Source organism: Cobetia sp. Ld8 (genome assembly GCF_045066615.1).
Taxonomy (GTDB): domain Bacteria; phylum Pseudomonadota; class Gammaproteobacteria; order Pseudomonadales; family Halomonadaceae; genus Cobetia; species Cobetia amphilecti.
Genome location: NZ_JBISHF010000007.1, coordinates 44,022 through 60,591, shown reverse-complemented (window position 1 = coordinate 60,591; position 16,570 = coordinate 44,022). Strand labels below are relative to the sequence as shown.

Annotated in this window: 16 protein-coding genes; 6 read left to right on the top strand and 10 right to left on the bottom strand. The window is 62.0% G+C overall.

Annotated features, from left to right (window positions below):
• Window positions 1-64 precede the first annotated feature (64 nt).
• The 5 genes from ACJJV2_RS05235 to ACJJV2_RS05215 form a co-directional block, all read right to left on the bottom strand.
• Window positions 65-1,021, bottom strand: a complete 957-nt coding sequence (locus tag ACJJV2_RS05235) for a DUF2797 domain-containing protein (RefSeq protein WP_242007667.1) — start codon at window positions 1,019-1,021, stop codon at window positions 65-67.
• Complete coding sequence (locus tag ACJJV2_RS05230; RefSeq protein WP_131432440.1) at window positions 1,009-1,284, bottom strand: YeaC family protein; 276 nt, start codon at window positions 1,282-1,284, stop codon at window positions 1,009-1,011. The genes ACJJV2_RS05235 and ACJJV2_RS05230 overlap by 13 nt, the downstream gene beginning before the upstream one ends.
• Window positions 1,285-1,422: 138 nt before the next feature.
• Entirely contained in the window at window positions 1,423-2,334 is a 912-nt protein-coding gene (locus ACJJV2_RS05225; protein WP_405278738.1) for a rhomboid family intramembrane serine protease, read from the bottom strand.
• Between the two features lie 314 nt (window positions 2,335-2,648).
• Window positions 2,649-3,725, bottom strand: a complete 1,077-nt coding sequence (locus ACJJV2_RS05220) for a metallophosphoesterase (RefSeq protein ID WP_405278736.1) — start codon at window positions 3,723-3,725, stop codon at window positions 2,649-2,651.
• Between the two features lie 16 nt (window positions 3,726-3,741).
• Entirely contained in the window at window positions 3,742-4,626 is an 885-nt protein-coding gene (locus ACJJV2_RS05215; protein ID WP_043334090.1) for an NAD(+) kinase, read from the bottom strand.
• A 322-nt stretch (window positions 4,627-4,948) separates the two neighbouring features.
• Here ACJJV2_RS05215 and ACJJV2_RS05210 point away from each other — a divergent pair, with 322 nt between their 5' ends.
• Window positions 4,949-5,527 (top strand): sigma-70 family RNA polymerase sigma factor, encoded by a 579-nt coding sequence (locus tag ACJJV2_RS05210; RefSeq protein ID WP_043334088.1) that lies wholly within the window; start codon window positions 4,949-4,951, stop codon window positions 5,525-5,527.
• Window positions 5,524-6,348: an anti-sigma factor domain-containing protein gene (locus ACJJV2_RS05205; protein ID WP_405278733.1), complete on the top strand. Its 825-nt coding sequence runs from the start codon at window positions 5,524-5,526 to the stop codon at window positions 6,346-6,348. Before ACJJV2_RS05210 ends, ACJJV2_RS05205 begins: the two co-directional genes overlap by 4 nt.
• Window positions 6,349-6,578: 230 nt before the next feature.
• On the opposite strand, the gene ACJJV2_RS05200 is transcribed toward ACJJV2_RS05205, so the two are convergent.
• Window positions 6,579-6,962 carry a histone-like nucleoid-structuring protein, MvaT/MvaU family gene (locus ACJJV2_RS05200; RefSeq protein WP_043336770.1) on the bottom strand — a complete coding sequence of 128 codons (384 nt, stop codon included), beginning with the start codon at window positions 6,960-6,962 and terminating at the stop codon, window positions 6,579-6,581.
• A gap of 444 nt (window positions 6,963-7,406) precedes the next feature.
• Here ACJJV2_RS05200 and ACJJV2_RS05195 point away from each other — a divergent pair, with 444 nt between their 5' ends.
• Both ACJJV2_RS05195 and bioA read left to right on the top strand, forming a co-directional pair.
• Window positions 7,407-7,604 (top strand): hypothetical protein, encoded by a 198-nt coding sequence (locus tag ACJJV2_RS05195; RefSeq protein WP_405278731.1) that lies wholly within the window; start codon window positions 7,407-7,409, stop codon window positions 7,602-7,604.
• Window positions 7,605-7,679: 75 nt separating this feature from the next.
• Entirely contained in the window at window positions 7,680-8,990 is a 1,311-nt protein-coding gene (gene bioA, locus ACJJV2_RS05190; RefSeq protein ID WP_405278729.1) for an adenosylmethionine--8-amino-7-oxononanoate transaminase, read from the top strand.
• A gap of 138 nt (window positions 8,991-9,128) precedes the next feature.
• Here the strand turns inward: bioA and ACJJV2_RS05185 are convergent, their stop codons facing one another.
• A complete protein-coding gene (locus ACJJV2_RS05185) occupies window positions 9,129-9,746 on the bottom strand; it encodes a YrbL family protein (protein WP_405278727.1) in 618 nt (205 codons plus the stop codon).
• Between the two features lie 330 nt (window positions 9,747-10,076).
• Here ACJJV2_RS05185 and ACJJV2_RS05180 point away from each other — a divergent pair, with 330 nt between their 5' ends.
• Both ACJJV2_RS05180 and dinB read left to right on the top strand, forming a co-directional pair.
• Window positions 10,077-11,423: a Na+/H+ antiporter family protein gene (locus tag ACJJV2_RS05180; protein WP_405278725.1), complete on the top strand. Its 1,347-nt coding sequence runs from the start codon at window positions 10,077-10,079 to the stop codon at window positions 11,421-11,423.
• Between the two features lie 163 nt (window positions 11,424-11,586).
• A complete protein-coding gene (gene dinB / locus ACJJV2_RS05175) occupies window positions 11,587-12,645 on the top strand; it encodes a DNA polymerase IV (protein WP_054556292.1) in 1,059 nt (352 codons plus the stop codon).
• Window positions 12,646-12,663: 18 nt separating this feature from the next.
• On the opposite strand, the gene ACJJV2_RS05170 is transcribed toward dinB, so the two are convergent.
• The 3 genes from ACJJV2_RS05170 to ACJJV2_RS05160 are packed head-to-tail and all read right to left on the bottom strand — an operon-like array spanning window position 12,664 to window position 16,384.
• Complete coding sequence (locus ACJJV2_RS05170) at window positions 12,664-13,809, bottom strand: HlyD family secretion protein (RefSeq protein WP_405278722.1); 1,146 nt, start codon at window positions 13,807-13,809, stop codon at window positions 12,664-12,666.
• Window positions 13,809-15,164 (bottom strand): glycosyltransferase family 2 protein, encoded by a 1,356-nt coding sequence (locus ACJJV2_RS05165; protein WP_405278720.1) that lies wholly within the window; start codon window positions 15,162-15,164, stop codon window positions 13,809-13,811. The genes ACJJV2_RS05170 and ACJJV2_RS05165 overlap by 1 nt, the downstream gene beginning before the upstream one ends.
• Window positions 15,161-16,384, bottom strand: a complete 1,224-nt coding sequence (locus ACJJV2_RS05160; protein WP_405278718.1) for a hypothetical protein — start codon at window positions 16,382-16,384, stop codon at window positions 15,161-15,163. Before ACJJV2_RS05160 ends, ACJJV2_RS05165 begins: the two co-directional genes overlap by 4 nt.
• Window positions 16,385-16,570: the final 186 nt, after the last annotated feature.

Here is a 16,570-nt window from a genome sequence, read left to right as displayed (position 1 = left end):
GTGACGGAGCGTGGGCGCTGTCGTGTGTGCGGTGCTGAGCTCTTGGGTATGGCTCAGCCGCGGCTCATTGCTCGCCGAGCTGGGCCTCGATCTCATAGCCGGTGAACTTGCGCAGATTGATCACGCCGCTGTCGAGAATCAGATACTGGCCCTTGAGCCCTTCGAGTACGCCTTCCACCACTGGCGTCTTGTCGAAGTTGAACGAGGTGACCTTGGTCGGCGCGGTGCGCACCGGAAACTCGAAGGCCAGCGCCGTGGTGTCGAGCACCCGGATGGCGCCTTCGCCGCAATGCGCCTGCAGCGCCGCCAGGCCCTCTGACATCTGGGCCAGCAAGGCATCCCGCTCGGCTTCCAGGTCCAGCTCTGCCACATCGCCCTTGAGCATCGCGCGCCAGTTGGTGCGGTCGTTCAGCGCCTGCTTGAACAGCACCTCGACCAGCCCCGACTGCAGGCGATTGGACACCTCGACGATGGGCAGCGCCTGGATGGCACCCTGATCGAACCAGCGCGTCGGCATCTGGGTCTTGCGCGTGATGCCGACCTTGAGTCCGGAGGAGTTGGCCAGATAGACGATATGCGGCTGGAAGCAATGCTCCTCGCCCCACTGCGGATCACGGCAGGTGCCTTCGGCGTAGTGACAGGTCTCCGGCTTCATGATGCAGCCATCGCACTGCGGCAGCTTGCGAAAGCACGGATAGCAATGCCCCTGCGCGAAGCTCTTCTTGGTCTTGCGACCGCAATGGCTGCAGTGGATCTGACCGGTGAAGCTCAATCGCACCTTGTGACCGATATAGGCATTCAGCGGCTGGGTGATCTCGCCCAGACGCAGGCCATAGTTGGCCGCCAGCGGCTCGCGCGTGACCGACGGCGCATCAAACGAGGTATCGATCGCAAGCGCCTCACCGGCGGGCACGATGGACATCTTGTGAAGGTTGCCACTCAGCGTGATGGGCGCCGCATCCTGAGCCTTACCAGAGGTTTCATCCGCACTCAGGGCATCATCCAGCGTCAGTTGACCCACTTGATCTGCTCCGGCTCATCGCTTGCAGTGCTGTCGTCATCACGCGGCCCACAGGTGCCGTTGTCGATGAAGCCGACACGCGACTCGGCCGGCACGTTGTTGTGCGCTTCGTACTTGATGACGGCTTCCATGCACAGCTCGACCTGCTCCTGGGTCAGCACGCGGCCATCCGGCCATTTGCGCAGCTGCATGGACTGCTTGAGGCTCTCGTAGATGGTCGGCGTCATCTGCTCGACCATGCCGTCAAAGGACATGTTGCTCATCACATACTCTCCTGATACGGGTCCACGACTGCCGAAGGCGGACCATCGGAGTCACTGGGGATGGCCGCCATTCTAGCATTGTCGTTTCGCGCAGTGTCATTTCCGGCAGTGCCATCCCTGGGGCCGAATCGCCAACGCTCAGCCTGCGCTGCGCCTGGGGAGCAGCCAGCCCAGCAGCAGACCGGTCAGCAGGCCACCAAGATGCGCCTCGTTGGCGATGGCGCCCAGGCCGATGGCACTCGAGAGCGGCGTCATGCACAGCACCAGATAGATCAGCATGAAGATCATCAGCGAGCGCTGCATCTGATAGCCCAGCGCGGGGCGGCGGCGGGCGGCGATGAAGACATAGCCGATGACGGCGAAGTCGATCCCCGACAGCCCACCGAACAGCACGCTGCCGGTGGCGTATTGCGCCAGATTGGCCGCCACGCCGCTCAGCACCACGACCAGCGCGAAGCGCCAACCGCCATCGATGGCCTCGATCTGTCGCCCGAACACCCACAGCCACAGCCACAGCAGGTTAAATACCAGGTGCAGTACCCCGAAGTGCATCAACGACGGCGACCAGAGCCGCCACCACTCCCCCGCCAGCGTTACGGACAGCGGCTCGGGTGCGATGTGCCGACTGCCGACAAGCTCGAAGGGCACGATGGCCAGCCACTCGAATACCGCCGCCTGGCCCAGCGCATACTGAAACAGCACGGTGACGCAGCAGGCCAGACCGACCAGCCAGGTAAGCGGTGTCTGGCGCATCAGGGCGATGAGGGACTGAGAACGGGCGGTGCCGCGCGTAGCGGCGCCCGCAGAGGCGTCCCGCAACGGTTCACCGCGTGACTGGCGCTCGAGCATCGCGATGACGCGCGGCAGCTGCTCGGGGTCGGCCAGCCACAGCTCCTGGCCGCCCTCGTGGCTCTCGGCATCGTCGCCAGACGCAGCCTCTGTCGGGCGAGTCTGGCTCAGAGTGATCTGGTGACCGATCTTCTCGGCCCACAGGGCTTCGCGCAGGGGGCGGCTGTCGAAGGATTCGGGCAGCGTCAGAACCTTGAACATGTATGCCTCTGGAGATGACACGCGACTGAACAGACTCAGTACACGTTGATAAACAAGGAGAAGTCAGACCAGCCTGCGAAAATCTACCACAGCGCCGCAGGTGTCTGGCTTTATGACAGACATAAAAAAAGCCCGGTGGGGGGCACCGGACTGAGCAAGGATCATTCAAGGGAACACTTACTCAGAGTGCGCAATCGGGCTTTGGTTCACCGATATGTGATTGTAAAAAACAATCGTCATTCGCCAGCAGCATCACTGGCGCTATTGGGGCGTGCCCATGAACCAGTGCTATTGAGCAGTGCCAATGGCCAGTGCTATTGACTGGCGCCGTTGGCGAAAGACTGGTTCGACAGGGTGTCGCGGGACAGCTCTTCCGGCACGGGGCGTCGGGAGGGCTCACGCGGTACCGGTACCCAGACGAAGTTGGCGGCATCCAGCGTGGCTTCGCCACTGAAGCGATATGCCACCAAGCGCCCGAACTTGACCGCACTGTAATCCAGGCAGGCGATGTTGGGGGCCGGCAGCGCCGGCAAACCCTCGCACCAGTAGTGCCCGAGAAACAGCGGTGGCTGCTCTGGCCCGTAGTAAGGCAGATTGGCCAGCTCCTGCTCACTCAACCAGCGCGATTCCAGCTCGCCAGGCAGGTTGTCGGGCTGGAAGACCACATCGCCGTAGGTGCGGGGCTCACGTGCCCAGAAGTGCGTGCGGAAGCTTCGGCGCGTGAAACCATCGCCGGAGTGGATCTCGACCCCTTCCGGCAAGCGCAGATTCGCGCCGCGCGTCATGCGGTCCAGCACGCGATAGGCGAAGCTGTCGTGCTCGATGGACTCATGCAGAAAGTCTTCATCGATGCAGCCATCGGGGTAGCGCTCCAGGAAGGTACGCACCAGTGGCTCGTCCCAGCAGGCGTGCACCACGCGCAGCCCGCTCTGGCCGGGGGCCAGCGGCGGCAGCTCCAGACACAGCGGCATGCGCATGAACCAGCGCAGCGCCTCGTCCCACTCATCGGGATGATGCTGATATTGGTCAAGCGTCTCGCGGATGATGCGATTGTGACGTGAGGTATGCGAGCGCAGGAAATCACGATGCTCGCCGCCTGCACTCGGGCGTGCGCGCCGACAATACGCCAGGGCATTGTATTCGTGATTGCCCATCACGATCAGCGCTTCGCCGGCATTGACCATGCTGCTGGCCAGCTGCACCGCCAGGCGGATGCGTGGGCCACGATCGATGATATCGCCGAGAAAGATGACCTTGCGGGTCGGGTGGCGATAGACGCCATCAATGATGTGATAGCCGAGCGTCTCCAGCAACGTCGCCAGAGTGGCGCCGCAGCCGTGTACATCGCCGATAAGGTCATAGCCATCCTGTGGCGCCACGAATGCTTGCATGCTGTGAGCCTTGAGGTCATTCGCCGAGGCGATTGCTCCAACCGAGCTTGGTGCGACAGATCTCGAAATAGTTGTGCTCCAGCGGATGAATCAGCGTCAGACGCTCACTCTTGCGCCGAATCTTGAGCACATCCCCGGGCTTGGCCACCACCTGGGTCTGGCCATCGCAGCTGATATGCGGATAGGTCGAGTTGCTGGCACTGATATGCAGGATGATCTCGCTGGCCGCATCGATCACGATCGGACGGCTGGAAAGGGTATGCGGGAACATCGGCACCAGGGTGATCGCCTCGAGACGCGGATGCACGATGGGGCCGCCACCGGACAGCGCATAGGCGGTCGAGCCGGTCGGCGTGGCGACGATCAAGCCATCCGAGCGCTGGGAGTAGACGAACTGGCCATCGATGAACAGCTCGAATTCGATCATGCGCGCCGCCTTGCCGGGGTGCAGCACCACATCATTGAGGCCATCGGCCGCCCCGATGCGCTCGCCTTCGCGGTAAACCTCGGCCTCGAGCAGGAAGCGTTGCTCGCTGAGATAGTCACCGCCCAGCACCTCGGCCACCTTCTCCTCGAGCTCATCGGGGCGAATGTCGGTCAGAAAGCCGAGTCGCCCACGATTGACCCCGAGCACGGGCGTGCCGCTGCGGCACAACGCGCGCGCGGCGCCCAGCAGGCTGCCATCGCCGCCGACCACGATCACCAGATCACACTGCTCGCCCATCTGACGGCGACTGGCCACCTGCAGACCGTGGTCCAGCAGCAGCGTGGCAGTGCGTTCCTCGATCACCATGGCCAGGCCACGGGAATCCAGAAAGCGAATCAAGCGCTTGAGCGTATCCACCACCTGGGCACTGCCCAGCCGGCCAATCACGCCGATCGTATTGAATTGCTGCTTCATCACGCCTCCCAGGCTGTCATGCCGGCCATTATGCGGACTCACCGCGCGAGCAGCAATGTAGCCGCGCCGCGCTTTCCCATCGGATGTGAGGTGACCGGCTGACGCCACGCCCAGACACGTTTGAAAACCGGCCGCGAACATCCAAGGCGGGAAGCGGGGCGTTACCTGACTATCCCCCGCAATTGACGCACCGCCATCCCGACCGTCACGGGCGTTGATTCTTTCCTGAACAAAGGCCTCTATCATGCAACTTGCCATTCCCCGGCGATGCACTTACCGTCAGCTGATCAATGGACCACCTGCCAAAGGAGCCGGCCGCCCCATGCCAGCACAGAAGCCGTCAGTCAGTCCGCCAGACGCGGAAAGCTTTGACCACGCCAGTGCGATAGAAGCCTGTGCACGCGGAGACGAGGCCGCGTTCCGCAGTCTCTATGATCTTGAATCGGGTCGCATGCTGGCGCTCGCCATGCGCCTGTTGAACAGCCGCGACCAGGCGGAAGATGCCGTCCATGACGCCTTCATCAAGCTGTGGTCCAACGCGGGCCAGTACCGCCGTGAACTTGGCAATGGTCGCGCCTGGCTGTTTACCATCCTGCGCTATCGCGCTCTGGATCAGCTGCGCGCCCAGGGGCGGACGCCACGCGGCGACAGTGATGCGCTCGACACGCTAGCCGATCTGCTCGCCAATCCGGAAACCGCAGCCGATGACAGCCAGACGGCCCATCAGTTGAGCGACTGCCTGGGTGAGCTGGAAGTGCCGCGTCGCGAACCCATTCTGCTGGCCTTCTTCAAGGGACTGACACACGAACAGATCGCCGAGAAGCTGAGCGCACCGCTTGGCACCATCAAGGGACGCATCCGCGCCGGTCTCAAGCTACTGCAGGAGTGCCTGTCACGATGAATAGCCCCCTGATTCCCGAATCTCCCGAAGAACAGAACCTGCTGCTGGGTGAGCATGCCCTCGGGCTGCTGGACCCTGAGCGCGAGGCCGAAGTGCGCGCCTGGATCGAGCGCGATGACAATGCCGCACGCATGGCCCTGCGCTGGCAGCAACATTGGCTGAGCGTGAGTGATCGCCTACCGCCGGAGCCCGCTTCCGACTCACTATGGAAGCGCATCGACGCCAGCCTGGTGCGCCTCAAGCAGTCCTCCGCCACCCGCGATGACGCCGCTCGCCATGACGCAGAGCAGACAAGCACCTCAACCAAGGCGCCCTGGCTGCTGCGCTGGCTCGGCGGTGGCCTCGGACTGGGTCTGGGGGCAGGTCTCGCCCTGGCGCTGGTCATGCAGATGGGGCCCTTCTCTCCCAGCGCGCCGCTGGAAGGCACGTCACCGGAGGTGGCGACCCAGACACCTGACGGCGACGCGCAACGCATGGTCGCTATCCTGCAGACACTGGAAGATCCGGGCACGCCGACCTGGGTGGCCAATGTCACGCCCAGCGGTGGCCTGCAGCTGACACCGAAGGTCTCCATCGAGCGCCCGACGGATCGCGCCATCGAACTGTGGACCCTGACCGACCCGCAAGAAGGGCCGCGCTCACTGGGGCTGGTCGACCCGATTGCCGGCATCGAACTCAGCGCCGAGCAGATCGGCAGCATGAGTCCGGGCCAGCTGCTGGAGATGACGCTGGAGCCAGAAGGCGGTTCGCCGACCGGCAAACCGACGGGCAAGATTCTCGCCATCGGTCGCCTGGTGGACCTCAATCAGCGTGATAGCTGATAGCCCTCGAGGTAGCCCTCATGCATGACGGCTGCCGATAGTGGCGCTTTCTGACGCTGTAATCTCACAGCGAGTCTCACGGGAAAGCGCCCTATCGGTCTGCTCAAGGCCTTCTCAAAAGAGGGAGTCCGTCGTCTAGCGTCAGTCAAACGCCAGACATGAAAAAGCCCCGCAATCGCGGGGCTTTTTCATGTCTGGCAGCGTCAGCTAGCTGGCAATAAAGCCAGTGCTCAGCTTTCAGTGCGCTCGAGCCAGGATTCGACGGTTTCAGCACCGTGCTCTTCCTTCCACTCTTTCAGCTGCTTGTGGTTGCCACCACGCGTCTCGATGACTTCACCGGTGTGCGGGTTCTTGTAGACCTTCAGCTTGCGCTTGCGACGCACGCCACCGGTCTTGCTTTCCGGTGCAGCAGCAGCCGGCGCCTGGGACGCTTTCGGGTCCAGCAGGGTGATGACGTCACGAGTGGACTTGCCATACTCGCCCATCAGCGCGTCCAGCTTGTCCTTGAATTCGAGTTCGTTCTTCAGACGGTCATCATTGCGCAGGCTTTCCAGCTGCTCTTGAAGTTTCTTGAGCTCTTGCTCTTTCTGCATGAAATCAGTCAACAGGGACATGAGTATCTCCAGGATGTCGGGACAGACAGTTGAGTCACGAAAACACGATGCTGAAAGAGGCTCGGCGATATTCATCTGCCGTACATGTTTAACAGCGCGTTTTCATAAAGACTTGTGCAGGACACTCGGGACAGTTAAGCGCCCACACCAGATCAAGGGCGATTATAGACCGAGTCAACTGCGAGGTGAAGTCTTAAATAACATGTTTCCAAAGTATGCAATCTTTCCGATCAATGCAATAGCCATCAAAAAAACAGTACTCACTGCCCAGGCACTTCATTATCCCCTGTCACAACTGAAGACAGATCTGCCAAAAGCGTCTCTGCAACAACACGAAGAAGTCTTTACCACGACCTGATATCAGGCTTGAGGGCCCGCCATCACTGGACCTCCAATATTCACGGGATATGCACAATTCATGACAACAACCCACAAGGAAGTATTATGCAACCACTTTCACGTTGGCGTGGCGGCGCCAGATTGCAGACTTTCGATGTAGAGCTGTCATTGCCTGCGCACCTCAAAAAGCATGCACATGAACGAACAACAGAAGTCCATACTAAAGCAGGTGGCGAACTAATAGTGGTGCAAAATGCAACACTTTCTCCAGAAAGCGTCACTTCAAAAACACCGTCAACCTGATAGAATGATCAAAGTTGACAAAGATTGAGCCGTCATCACGCCATTCCACTCTCCCGCCACTCGCAGAGACACTCCATGCCATTTTCCCAGATGCCGACCCGCGATACGGACTCACTTTCTCTCTGGCACCCTTATACCCAGATGCAGGACATGCAAGCGCCACTGGAGGTGGTCGGCGGCACGGGAGCCCGCATGACACTGGCGGAAGGTGAGACACTGCTGGATGCGACATGTTCCTGGTGGTGCATGATCCATGGCTACGGACACCCGCGTCTCGTCGCGGCCATTCAGCAGCAAGCGGCAGAACTCTGCCATGTGATGCTGGGCGGCATTCGCCATCGACCGGCCAAGGAGCTTGCCGATGCGCTGGTGCGCGTCACCCCCGAGGGCCTGAATCATGTCTTCTTCTCGGATAGCGGCTCGGTGGGCATGGAAGTCGCCATGAAGATGGCAGTGCAATATCAGCAACAGCGCAAAGACCGCGATGACACGCGGGGACGGACGCGCATGCTGTCATTGATGAAGGCCTATCACGGCGATACGGCGGGTTGCATGGCAGTGTGTGACCCCGAAGAAGGCATGCATTCCTTGTTCGCCGATTTCCTACCCAGACATCATTTCGCACCGGCGCCGACTGCCGGTTTCAGCGCCAGTCGTGACGAGGTAGCAGACGATATCAGCGCATTGCGCGCCTGTCTGGAAACACACCAGCATGAGATAGCGGCATTGTTGATGGAGCCTCTCTTGCAGGCGGCAGGTGGCCTCAACATGTACTCGCCCTACTATCTCGAGGCGGCGCGCGAGTTATGTGATGAGTTCGGAATCGTATTGATCTTCGATGAAGTCGCGACCGGTTTCGGTCGGACCGGCAAGATGTTTGCCTGTGAACACGCCAATGTCTCTCCCGACATCATGGTGCTCTCCAAGGGACTGACGGGGGGATATCTGGGACATGCCGCCACCCTGGCCCAGAGTCATATCTTCCATGCATTTGATGGCGAGGATGCCAATAGCGCCTTCATGCACGGCCCGACCTTCATGGGCAATCCGCTGGCCTGTCGGGTAGCACTGGAAAGTCTCGCGGTATTCGAGGAAGAGAATTATCTGGGCAAGATTGCCGAGCTCAATCAATTGTTGCGCGACACCCTGCTGAATTTCTCCCACCCCGCCATTCGCGATATACGCGTATTGGGTGCCACGGCGGTGATAGAAGTGCACGATGCCAGCAGTCTGGCAGGCGCTCAGGCCCATGCCCGTGAACTGGGTGTCTGGTTACGTCCCTTCGGTCGCTGGCTCTATACCATGCCGGCCTATATCACCTCACCGCAGGACTTGCGCCAGATCACCCATGCGATGACCAGCTACTTCGAGACCCTGGAACACTGATGCACTGATTGCACTGACATACAACACGACTGCCCCTGGCGATGTTCATCAAAGGCGATTGCCATCAGCGACAAGCGCCATCAGGGGCAGTCACTCTCGAGAGCCACCAGTCACGAGAGCCGTCACCATCAGAGGCATTCACCCCCACAGGCGGGCTTCGAGTGCCTGGTAATCCTCTGGCGAGAGCTGACCGCCCTTGACCAGCTTCTTGAGGAAGTGACGATAACGACGCGCGATCTTGCGCCGTGCCAGCCAGGCGACACTGGTCGCCAGCGGAATGAAGTCAGGATTCGAGATACCGTCGATCAGCCACAACCTGGGCGACTGGTCGTCGCTGAACTGGACCACGATATTGCGATCATTGAGATCAGACGGAATCAACCAGCGTTTCTCGAGATAGCGGTAGAGATTGGCCAGCTCGCTCACCAGCACCTCGGCGCTCAGGCGCTCGGGGGTCTCGAGATGCACCTCGCGCAGTCGGCGTGACGTGGAGCCGTCACTGTCGAGAATCAGATCGAAGACCAGCCCGAGCCCCTCGGCGGTGGCGACACTGCCGTGGTAGGCAGGCACATAGGACCAGTCGCGCATGCCACGTCTGACCAGGCCCTCGAAATAGCGTTGCTCGCGTTCATTCTGGCGGCTGCCCTTGTCAGGGTAACGCGGGACCTTGATGCAGCGATGGGGGTCGTTCGGGTCCTGATAGACACGCCGATCATTTCCCATGCCGATGACGCGGGCATTTTCCAGCTCCAGCATGCGCACTCCTGTTGAATAACGCCTGCGACTGCAGCCGCCGGGCAGCGTGGCATTCTACAAAAAGCCGTCATGGCACGCCAACTTGTGGCATTTGGCAGCGCCCACGTTCATCGGCCATTCAGCTTGCGTTGCCCTTCTGGTAAGATAATGCGCCGTTTTTGACGGCATTCAGGAGGAAGCCGCAGGAACACTGCGACAGCAAGGCATTCGTCACGAATGTACACGTCATGCGAGGCATTGCCCCGGGATCGGGTGGCCACGCACCCACAGTTCGCCCGCTCTGTCCGCAACACTCCCAAAGCTGGCACAACCCCACATAGAGGTACTCGCATGAATGCGGTAATTCTGGCCGTCCTGGTCATGGTCGGCCTGTCGTTGGCTCGCGTCTCGGTCGTCTTCGCGCTGGTCGCCGGCGCCCTGGTCGGCGGTCTGTTCAGCGGCCTGTCCCTGACCGACACGCTCGGCGCCTTCAATGACGGTGTCGGTGGCGGCGCCAAGGTCGCGCTGGCCTATGCCACCCTCGGTGCCTTCGCCGTCGCCCTGTCTCGCTCCGGTTTGCCGGACCTGCTCGCCGCACGCCTGATCGGCCTGCTCAATGGCGAAAGCACGCCGCGCCGCCAGACGGCCATCAAGTACGGCCTGCTGGGCAGCGTGACCTTGGTCGCGATTTCCTCCCAGAACCTGATTCCGGTTCACATCGCCTTCATCCCGATCCTGATTCCGCCGCTGCTGGTCGCCATGAACCGCCTGCGCCTGGATCGTCGTGCCGTGGCCTGTGCACTGACCTTCGGCCTGACCGCGCCCTACATGCTGCTGCCGGTCGGTTTCGGCTCCATATTCCTCAACGACATCCTGCTGGCCAATATCAATGAGGCCGGCCAGTCGCTCGGCCTCGACGTGACCCGCGGCATGGTGCCGATGGCGATGGCGATTCCGGTCGGCGGCATGTTCCTCGGCCTGCTGACGGCGCTGTTCGTCTCCTACCGCAAGCCGCGTGACTACGCGACCCGCGAGATCAAGTCCAGCAACGTACCGCACCACACGCCCATGCACACGCCGTCCAAGAGCGGCCTGATCATGGCAGGCGTCGCCATCATCGCCGCCCTCGGCATTCAGCTGTATTCCGGCTCGATGATTCTCGGCGGCCTGGTCGGCTTCGCCATCCTCTCGCTGGGTGGTCTGTTCAAGTGGAACGAAGCGGATGACCTCTTCACCTCCGGCATGCGCATGATGGCGCTGATCGGCTTCATCATGATCTCGGCGGCAGGTTTCGCTTCCGTGATGAAGGCCACCGGCGACATCCAGACCCTGGTCGACGCCTCCTTCCACTTCATCGGTGACAACAAGCCGCTGGCCGCGCTGGTCATGCTGATGGTCGGTCTGTTCATCACCCTGGGTATCGGCTCCAGCTTCTCGACCATTCCGATCATTGCCGCCATCTATGTGCCGCTGGCGCTGCAATTCGGCTTCTCGCCGCTGGCTACCGTCGCGCTGATCGGCACCGCCGCCGCGCTGGGAGACGCCGGCTCACCGGCCTCTGACTCGACCCTCGGCCCGACGGCCGGTCTGAATGTCGATCAGCAGCACGACCACATCTGGGACAGCGTGGTGCCGACCTTCATCCACTACAACATCCCGTTGATCGTGTTCGGCTGGGTGGCCGCGATGACGCTGTAATCCGCTGAACGACAGTCTCACACCCAAGCGAGATGCCAGACATGCCAACGCCCGACAGAGAGGACTCCCTCACTGTCGGGCGTTGTCGTTGCGGAGCCGACTCAGGCGCAATGAATGGGTACCGCCACTGGACAGCCATCCAGTCTTTTAGCATGATGCGCGCATGCGCAAGATCCTCCACGCCGACTGCGATTGCTTCTATGCCGCCGTCGAGATGCTCCGCCATCCCGAGTGGCGCGAGGTGCCCATCGCCATCGGTGGCCGCACCGAGCAACGCGGTGTCATCGCCACCTGCAACTATCCCGCACGTGCCTTCGGCGTACGCTCGGCGATGTCGACTGCCCGCGCGCTGCGCCTGTGCCCTCAGCTGATTCTGGTGCCCCCGGATTTCGAGCGCTACCGCGCCGTTTCCGCCGAGATCCAGTCACTCTTCCATGAGCTGACGCCCCTGGTGGAGCCCCTCTCGCTGGATGAGGCCTATCTGGATGTCAGCGCCGTGACTGACTTTCAGGGCAGCGCCACCTGGATGGCGCGCTGGTTGAAGGAAGAGGCGCTCAAGCGCACCGGCATCACGCTTTCCCTTGGCGTGGCCGCCAACAAGTTTCTGGCCAAGATCGCCAGTGACTGGGAAAAGCCCGATGGCCTGACGGTGATCACCCCCGAGACCAGCGACGCCTTCATCCGCCAGCTGCCCGTCGGCAAGCTGCATGGGGTCGGCCCCGCGACGCTGGCGCGTCTGACGCGCCTGGGCATCACCACCTGCGAAGACATGCGCACCACGCCGTTGACGACACTGGCCGAGCACTTCGGCAAGTTCGGCACCCGCCTGCACGAACTGGCGCACGGCATCGATGAGCGACCGGTGCGTGTCGAGCGCGAGCGCAAGTCGATCAGTGTCGAGCACACCTTCGATCACGACCTGCCTGATCTGCCGGCCTGTCTCGAGCGCCTGCCCGCCCTGCTCGAACGCCTGACCAGCCGTCACGCCCGCCATGACCAGCCGGTGCTGGCCAAGCAGTTCGTCAAGATCCGCTTCAGCAACTTCGAGAGCACCACGCTGGAAAGCCTGCTCCCAGCCTCGACCACCACACTGCCGAGCGCCAACAGCTTCGCCCTGCTGATGGAGCAAGCCTGGCAACGCGGCCATCGACCTGTGCGCCTGCTGGGCGTCGGCGTGCGCCTCAAGGCCCGTGAGGACGCCCAGCAGCTGGGATTGTTCTAGCTCCTTGCTCGTTCGCGGTCATGCCTCCGCCTTCGCCTCGGGCGAAGAGCGCTCTGCCGCAGTGGTATCCGCTTCACCTTCATCGCCCCAATCTCCCCAGAGCGCCGAGGGGGAACGCAGACGAATCTCCAGCGGCAGACCTTCCACATCATGCTGAACGTCGATGGCTTCGAGGGGGCGCAACCTGACTTCGAGCATCGCTTGATTGGCATCGAAGGGGCCCGCCAGCTGTGAGGGCAGCTTCTGGGTCAGCTCCGGCGGCGCCACGATACGCGCCAATACACTGCGGCCATCCGCGAAATGCGCCTCGGCCACTCGCCCGACAGCCACCTTGCCGACATATTTCGGCGAGAAATAGGCATGCAGTTCCGGCGCATTGGCAGGCACCAGCACGCCCAGAGGTTCGCCAGCACTCACCTGCTGACCAGGCTGTACATAGCTCTTGGCCAACAGGCCATCCTGAGCCGCCATCAAGGACATCGCCGCGATACTGGCTTCGATACGCGCCAGCTGGCGAGTCAGGTCCTGACGGCGCTGAACTACCGGGCCAGCCAGCTCGGAGCGCGTATTCTCGCGCAGCTGCAGCAGCAGGTTCTCACGCGCTCCCGACAGTTGATCCTGAGCACTGGCACGTGCCACGTGAATACTGGCGAGGTCCGTCAGGGGGACCTCACCCTGGCGACGGAAGTCATCGAACTTGTCAGCCAGCCCGGACTGGAAGCGCAATGAGGCCTCGGCGTTATCGACCCGCTGGCGAGCGGTATCGACCAGCGACTCGCTCTCTTGCTGTGCCCCCTTGTCGGGAAGCGTGGCCAGAATCTCCTTGAGCGCGGTGCGATCAGCCTCCAGCTCACCATCCTCGAGCACGAACAGGGGGCTGCCCTGCTTGACGCGCTGGCCGGCACGCTGAGGCACATCCACGACACGCGCATCACGCGGACTGGTGATCACCAGCGGCTCGTGCGTCAGTACCGCCGGGGCCGACAGCAGCAAGCGGTCGCGCAGCGCATACCAGGAGAAGGCCACCACCGGCACCAGTACCAGAGCCATCAGCCCTATCCAGCGCCAGCGCCCTCCGCCCCGCCTGGCCTTGGCGTAGGGGACCTTCAGCCCGGACTGCTGGTCCGGGTGACGAGACTTTTCCGGGTCAAATCGAATATCCATCAGAAGCGTTTTCCTCGGCGCAGGACCCACCACGGGGCCATGCTGGTTTCTTCGTGGCTGCGACGCAGCATTTCATTGAGAATCGCGACCAGTGCCAACAGACGCATGCTCAGCTGGTAGAACGGAAGCACCGGCAGCCAGACCATGTTCCTGAGCGCGACCGGAATGTCGCGACTGACACAGCAAAGCCCGGCCAGCGCGTACCAGCTGCACAGCAGCAGATAGATGAGATAGAGCAGCACGCTGATCGACACCGCATGCACCAGTGGCTGGGTGGCGTACCACCAGATGACATAGCCACCGATCAGGAAAGGCAGCGCCACACTTTGCACCAAGCCGTAGGTCATCGTGAACAGCGTGCCGGGCCACCCCATCAAGCGCGGCCGCATGCCACGCCAATGCTTGCGCAGGTAGATGAAATAGAGGTCGCCCTCCCAGCGCATGCGCTGACTCGCCAGGCTGCGCAGGGTTTCCGGGCCATCCGTGAAGCCGACGGCTTCGGGGATGAACGCAAGTCGCATATGCGGATGGCGACGCTGGTACTGCTTGAGACGCAAGGTAAGATCCAGGTCTTCCGCGGTATGGGTGTCCCAGCCGCCGACCTGACGCACGATATCGGTGCGGAAGATGCCAAAGGCCCCCGAGATGTTGTTGATCAGATTCCAGCGCGCCAGCCCGGTACGGCCATATTCGATCGACAGCAGGTATTCCAGGGATTGCAGGCGTGTCGCCAGCGAGACCTTGCGATTGCGAATGCGCAAGTTGCCGGCCGCCGCCAGTACATCGGGGTCTTCGAACACCACCACGCTGCGCGTGACCATGTCACTGGCGAAGCCGGTATCACCATCCAATGCATACACCAGCTCACCGGTGGCAAGCCCGAGCCCGGTATTGAGTGACGAGACCCGCCCCCCGCGCTGCCACTTGGGCACCACCCGCAGGGTACGGTTGGCATGCTGCCGAAAGGCACTGGCCTGACGCCGGGCAGCCGCCAACGTCTCGTGATTGGCCGTGGCGCCATCGATCACCATGATCACCTCGACGTGGCCGGGATAATCCTGATGCAACAAGGATTCGGCGCTGGCGGTCACCCCCTCGCCTTCGGAATAGCAAAGCACCAGGCAGCTGACGGAGGGATAGCGCTCGGGCATGCCCCTGGCATCATGAGTGCTGCCCCAGCCGCGATCGCGCAGATGGCCGACCATGCCAGTAATCACGATGGCGGCCAGCGGCAGTTCGAAGAGAATCAACAAGGGCAGAATGGATACCGCCACCCACGGCGAGTGCAGCATCGAGCCACTGACCCAGTGCATTTCCATCAATACCTGCGAGACAAAGATATCCAGCTCTCTCATGCCTCGGCCTCGGATGGCATCTTGCCACTCGGTTGACCAGACGCTTGATCGTCCAGCAATTGCGCCAGCCAGTATGGCGCCTTGCCTGTGCAGCGCTCGCTGGGTAGCTCATGCATCTCGAGCGCGATATTCAGCCCCGCGTCGTCCTCTGCCAGATCAGTCAGTGACTTGATGCGTCGTGCGATATCCGCAAAGTGTTCACGGGGCGTATGGGGCAGTAGAAAGAGCCAATGGCCGGCGTCGTATTCACAGACCAGGTCAGTATCACGCAGCAGGCTCGTCAGACGCTGGGCCATGGCGCTCAATGACGCAGCCGGCGATGAAGCCGACAGCGGAGACGCCACCGAGCGTGAAGGAAGGGCGCCGGAGGACATCACCATCAGCAGATGGCGGTGGGCATGACGACGGGCGAGCGGCACCAGCAGGTCCAGCATGTGATGAAGCTCGGCGCGTGAGACTCGCTGTCCCACCATCTGCTCGGACATGCCTTCCTTGCGCGGCAAGGCAACGACGCGACGCCCGGCTTCGCTGAGCGCCAGCGAGGCAACACGTTGCTGGATCAGCTCTCCGGGCTGCTGCAACTGGCCGCAATCCATGCACTGGACTTCCACCTCGCCCTCTACCAGCCATAGATCACATTTCCCGCAGGCCAGCGATTCCAGCGGTCGATCATAGTCGACCCCGATATGCCGCAGCCGGACATGACATTTCGGGCAGACGAGTCGTTCGTCATGCGTGAAGTGATCCAGACGGTCCACATGACCGCAGGTAAAACAGTGCAGCCCATCGAGCGCCACGAGATCCAGATGGCGGCAACGCGGACAGACATCGATATAGTTGAGGTGCACGCTGCGACACTGTCGGCAATGACGCGTGCGTGTCATGAGCGTCACCTCGCGGGTCCAGCCACGCTGAGCGAACAGCGCAAGCAGATCGTGCTGCACGCTGGCAGTCATGCCCCATGCACTCAACAGAGGCCATTCACAACCGGCCATCAGTGCAGGTGACAGAGAGACCTGCAGGACATGGTCGGGATAGAGGCGCCACCAGCGCAGCAGACGCTCGGCGCTCGCCGACAGCCCAGCCTCGGGTTGCTCAGCTGACGCCGAGGCCTCCAGGCGCTTCACCACATCTGACAGGTCAAGCAGACGGCTGCCCGGCCATTGATTGGCCAGCGCCTCGACTGCCGGAGAGCTCGCCCCCGTCACGATCACGGGCATCAGCGCTCCTGGCGCCGTGGCTCGGATATCGCACAACAGGCGCTCGGCCTCCTGCAGCGTCAGATGCCCCGCCGGCTGAACCGCCAGATGGATGGCATCACACTGGCTGCCCGCAGAAACGTCAGTCGCAGGAAAGCCAGTCGCAGAAAATTCAGCCGCGGCGGCGTGCGAGGCGCGATATGGCGC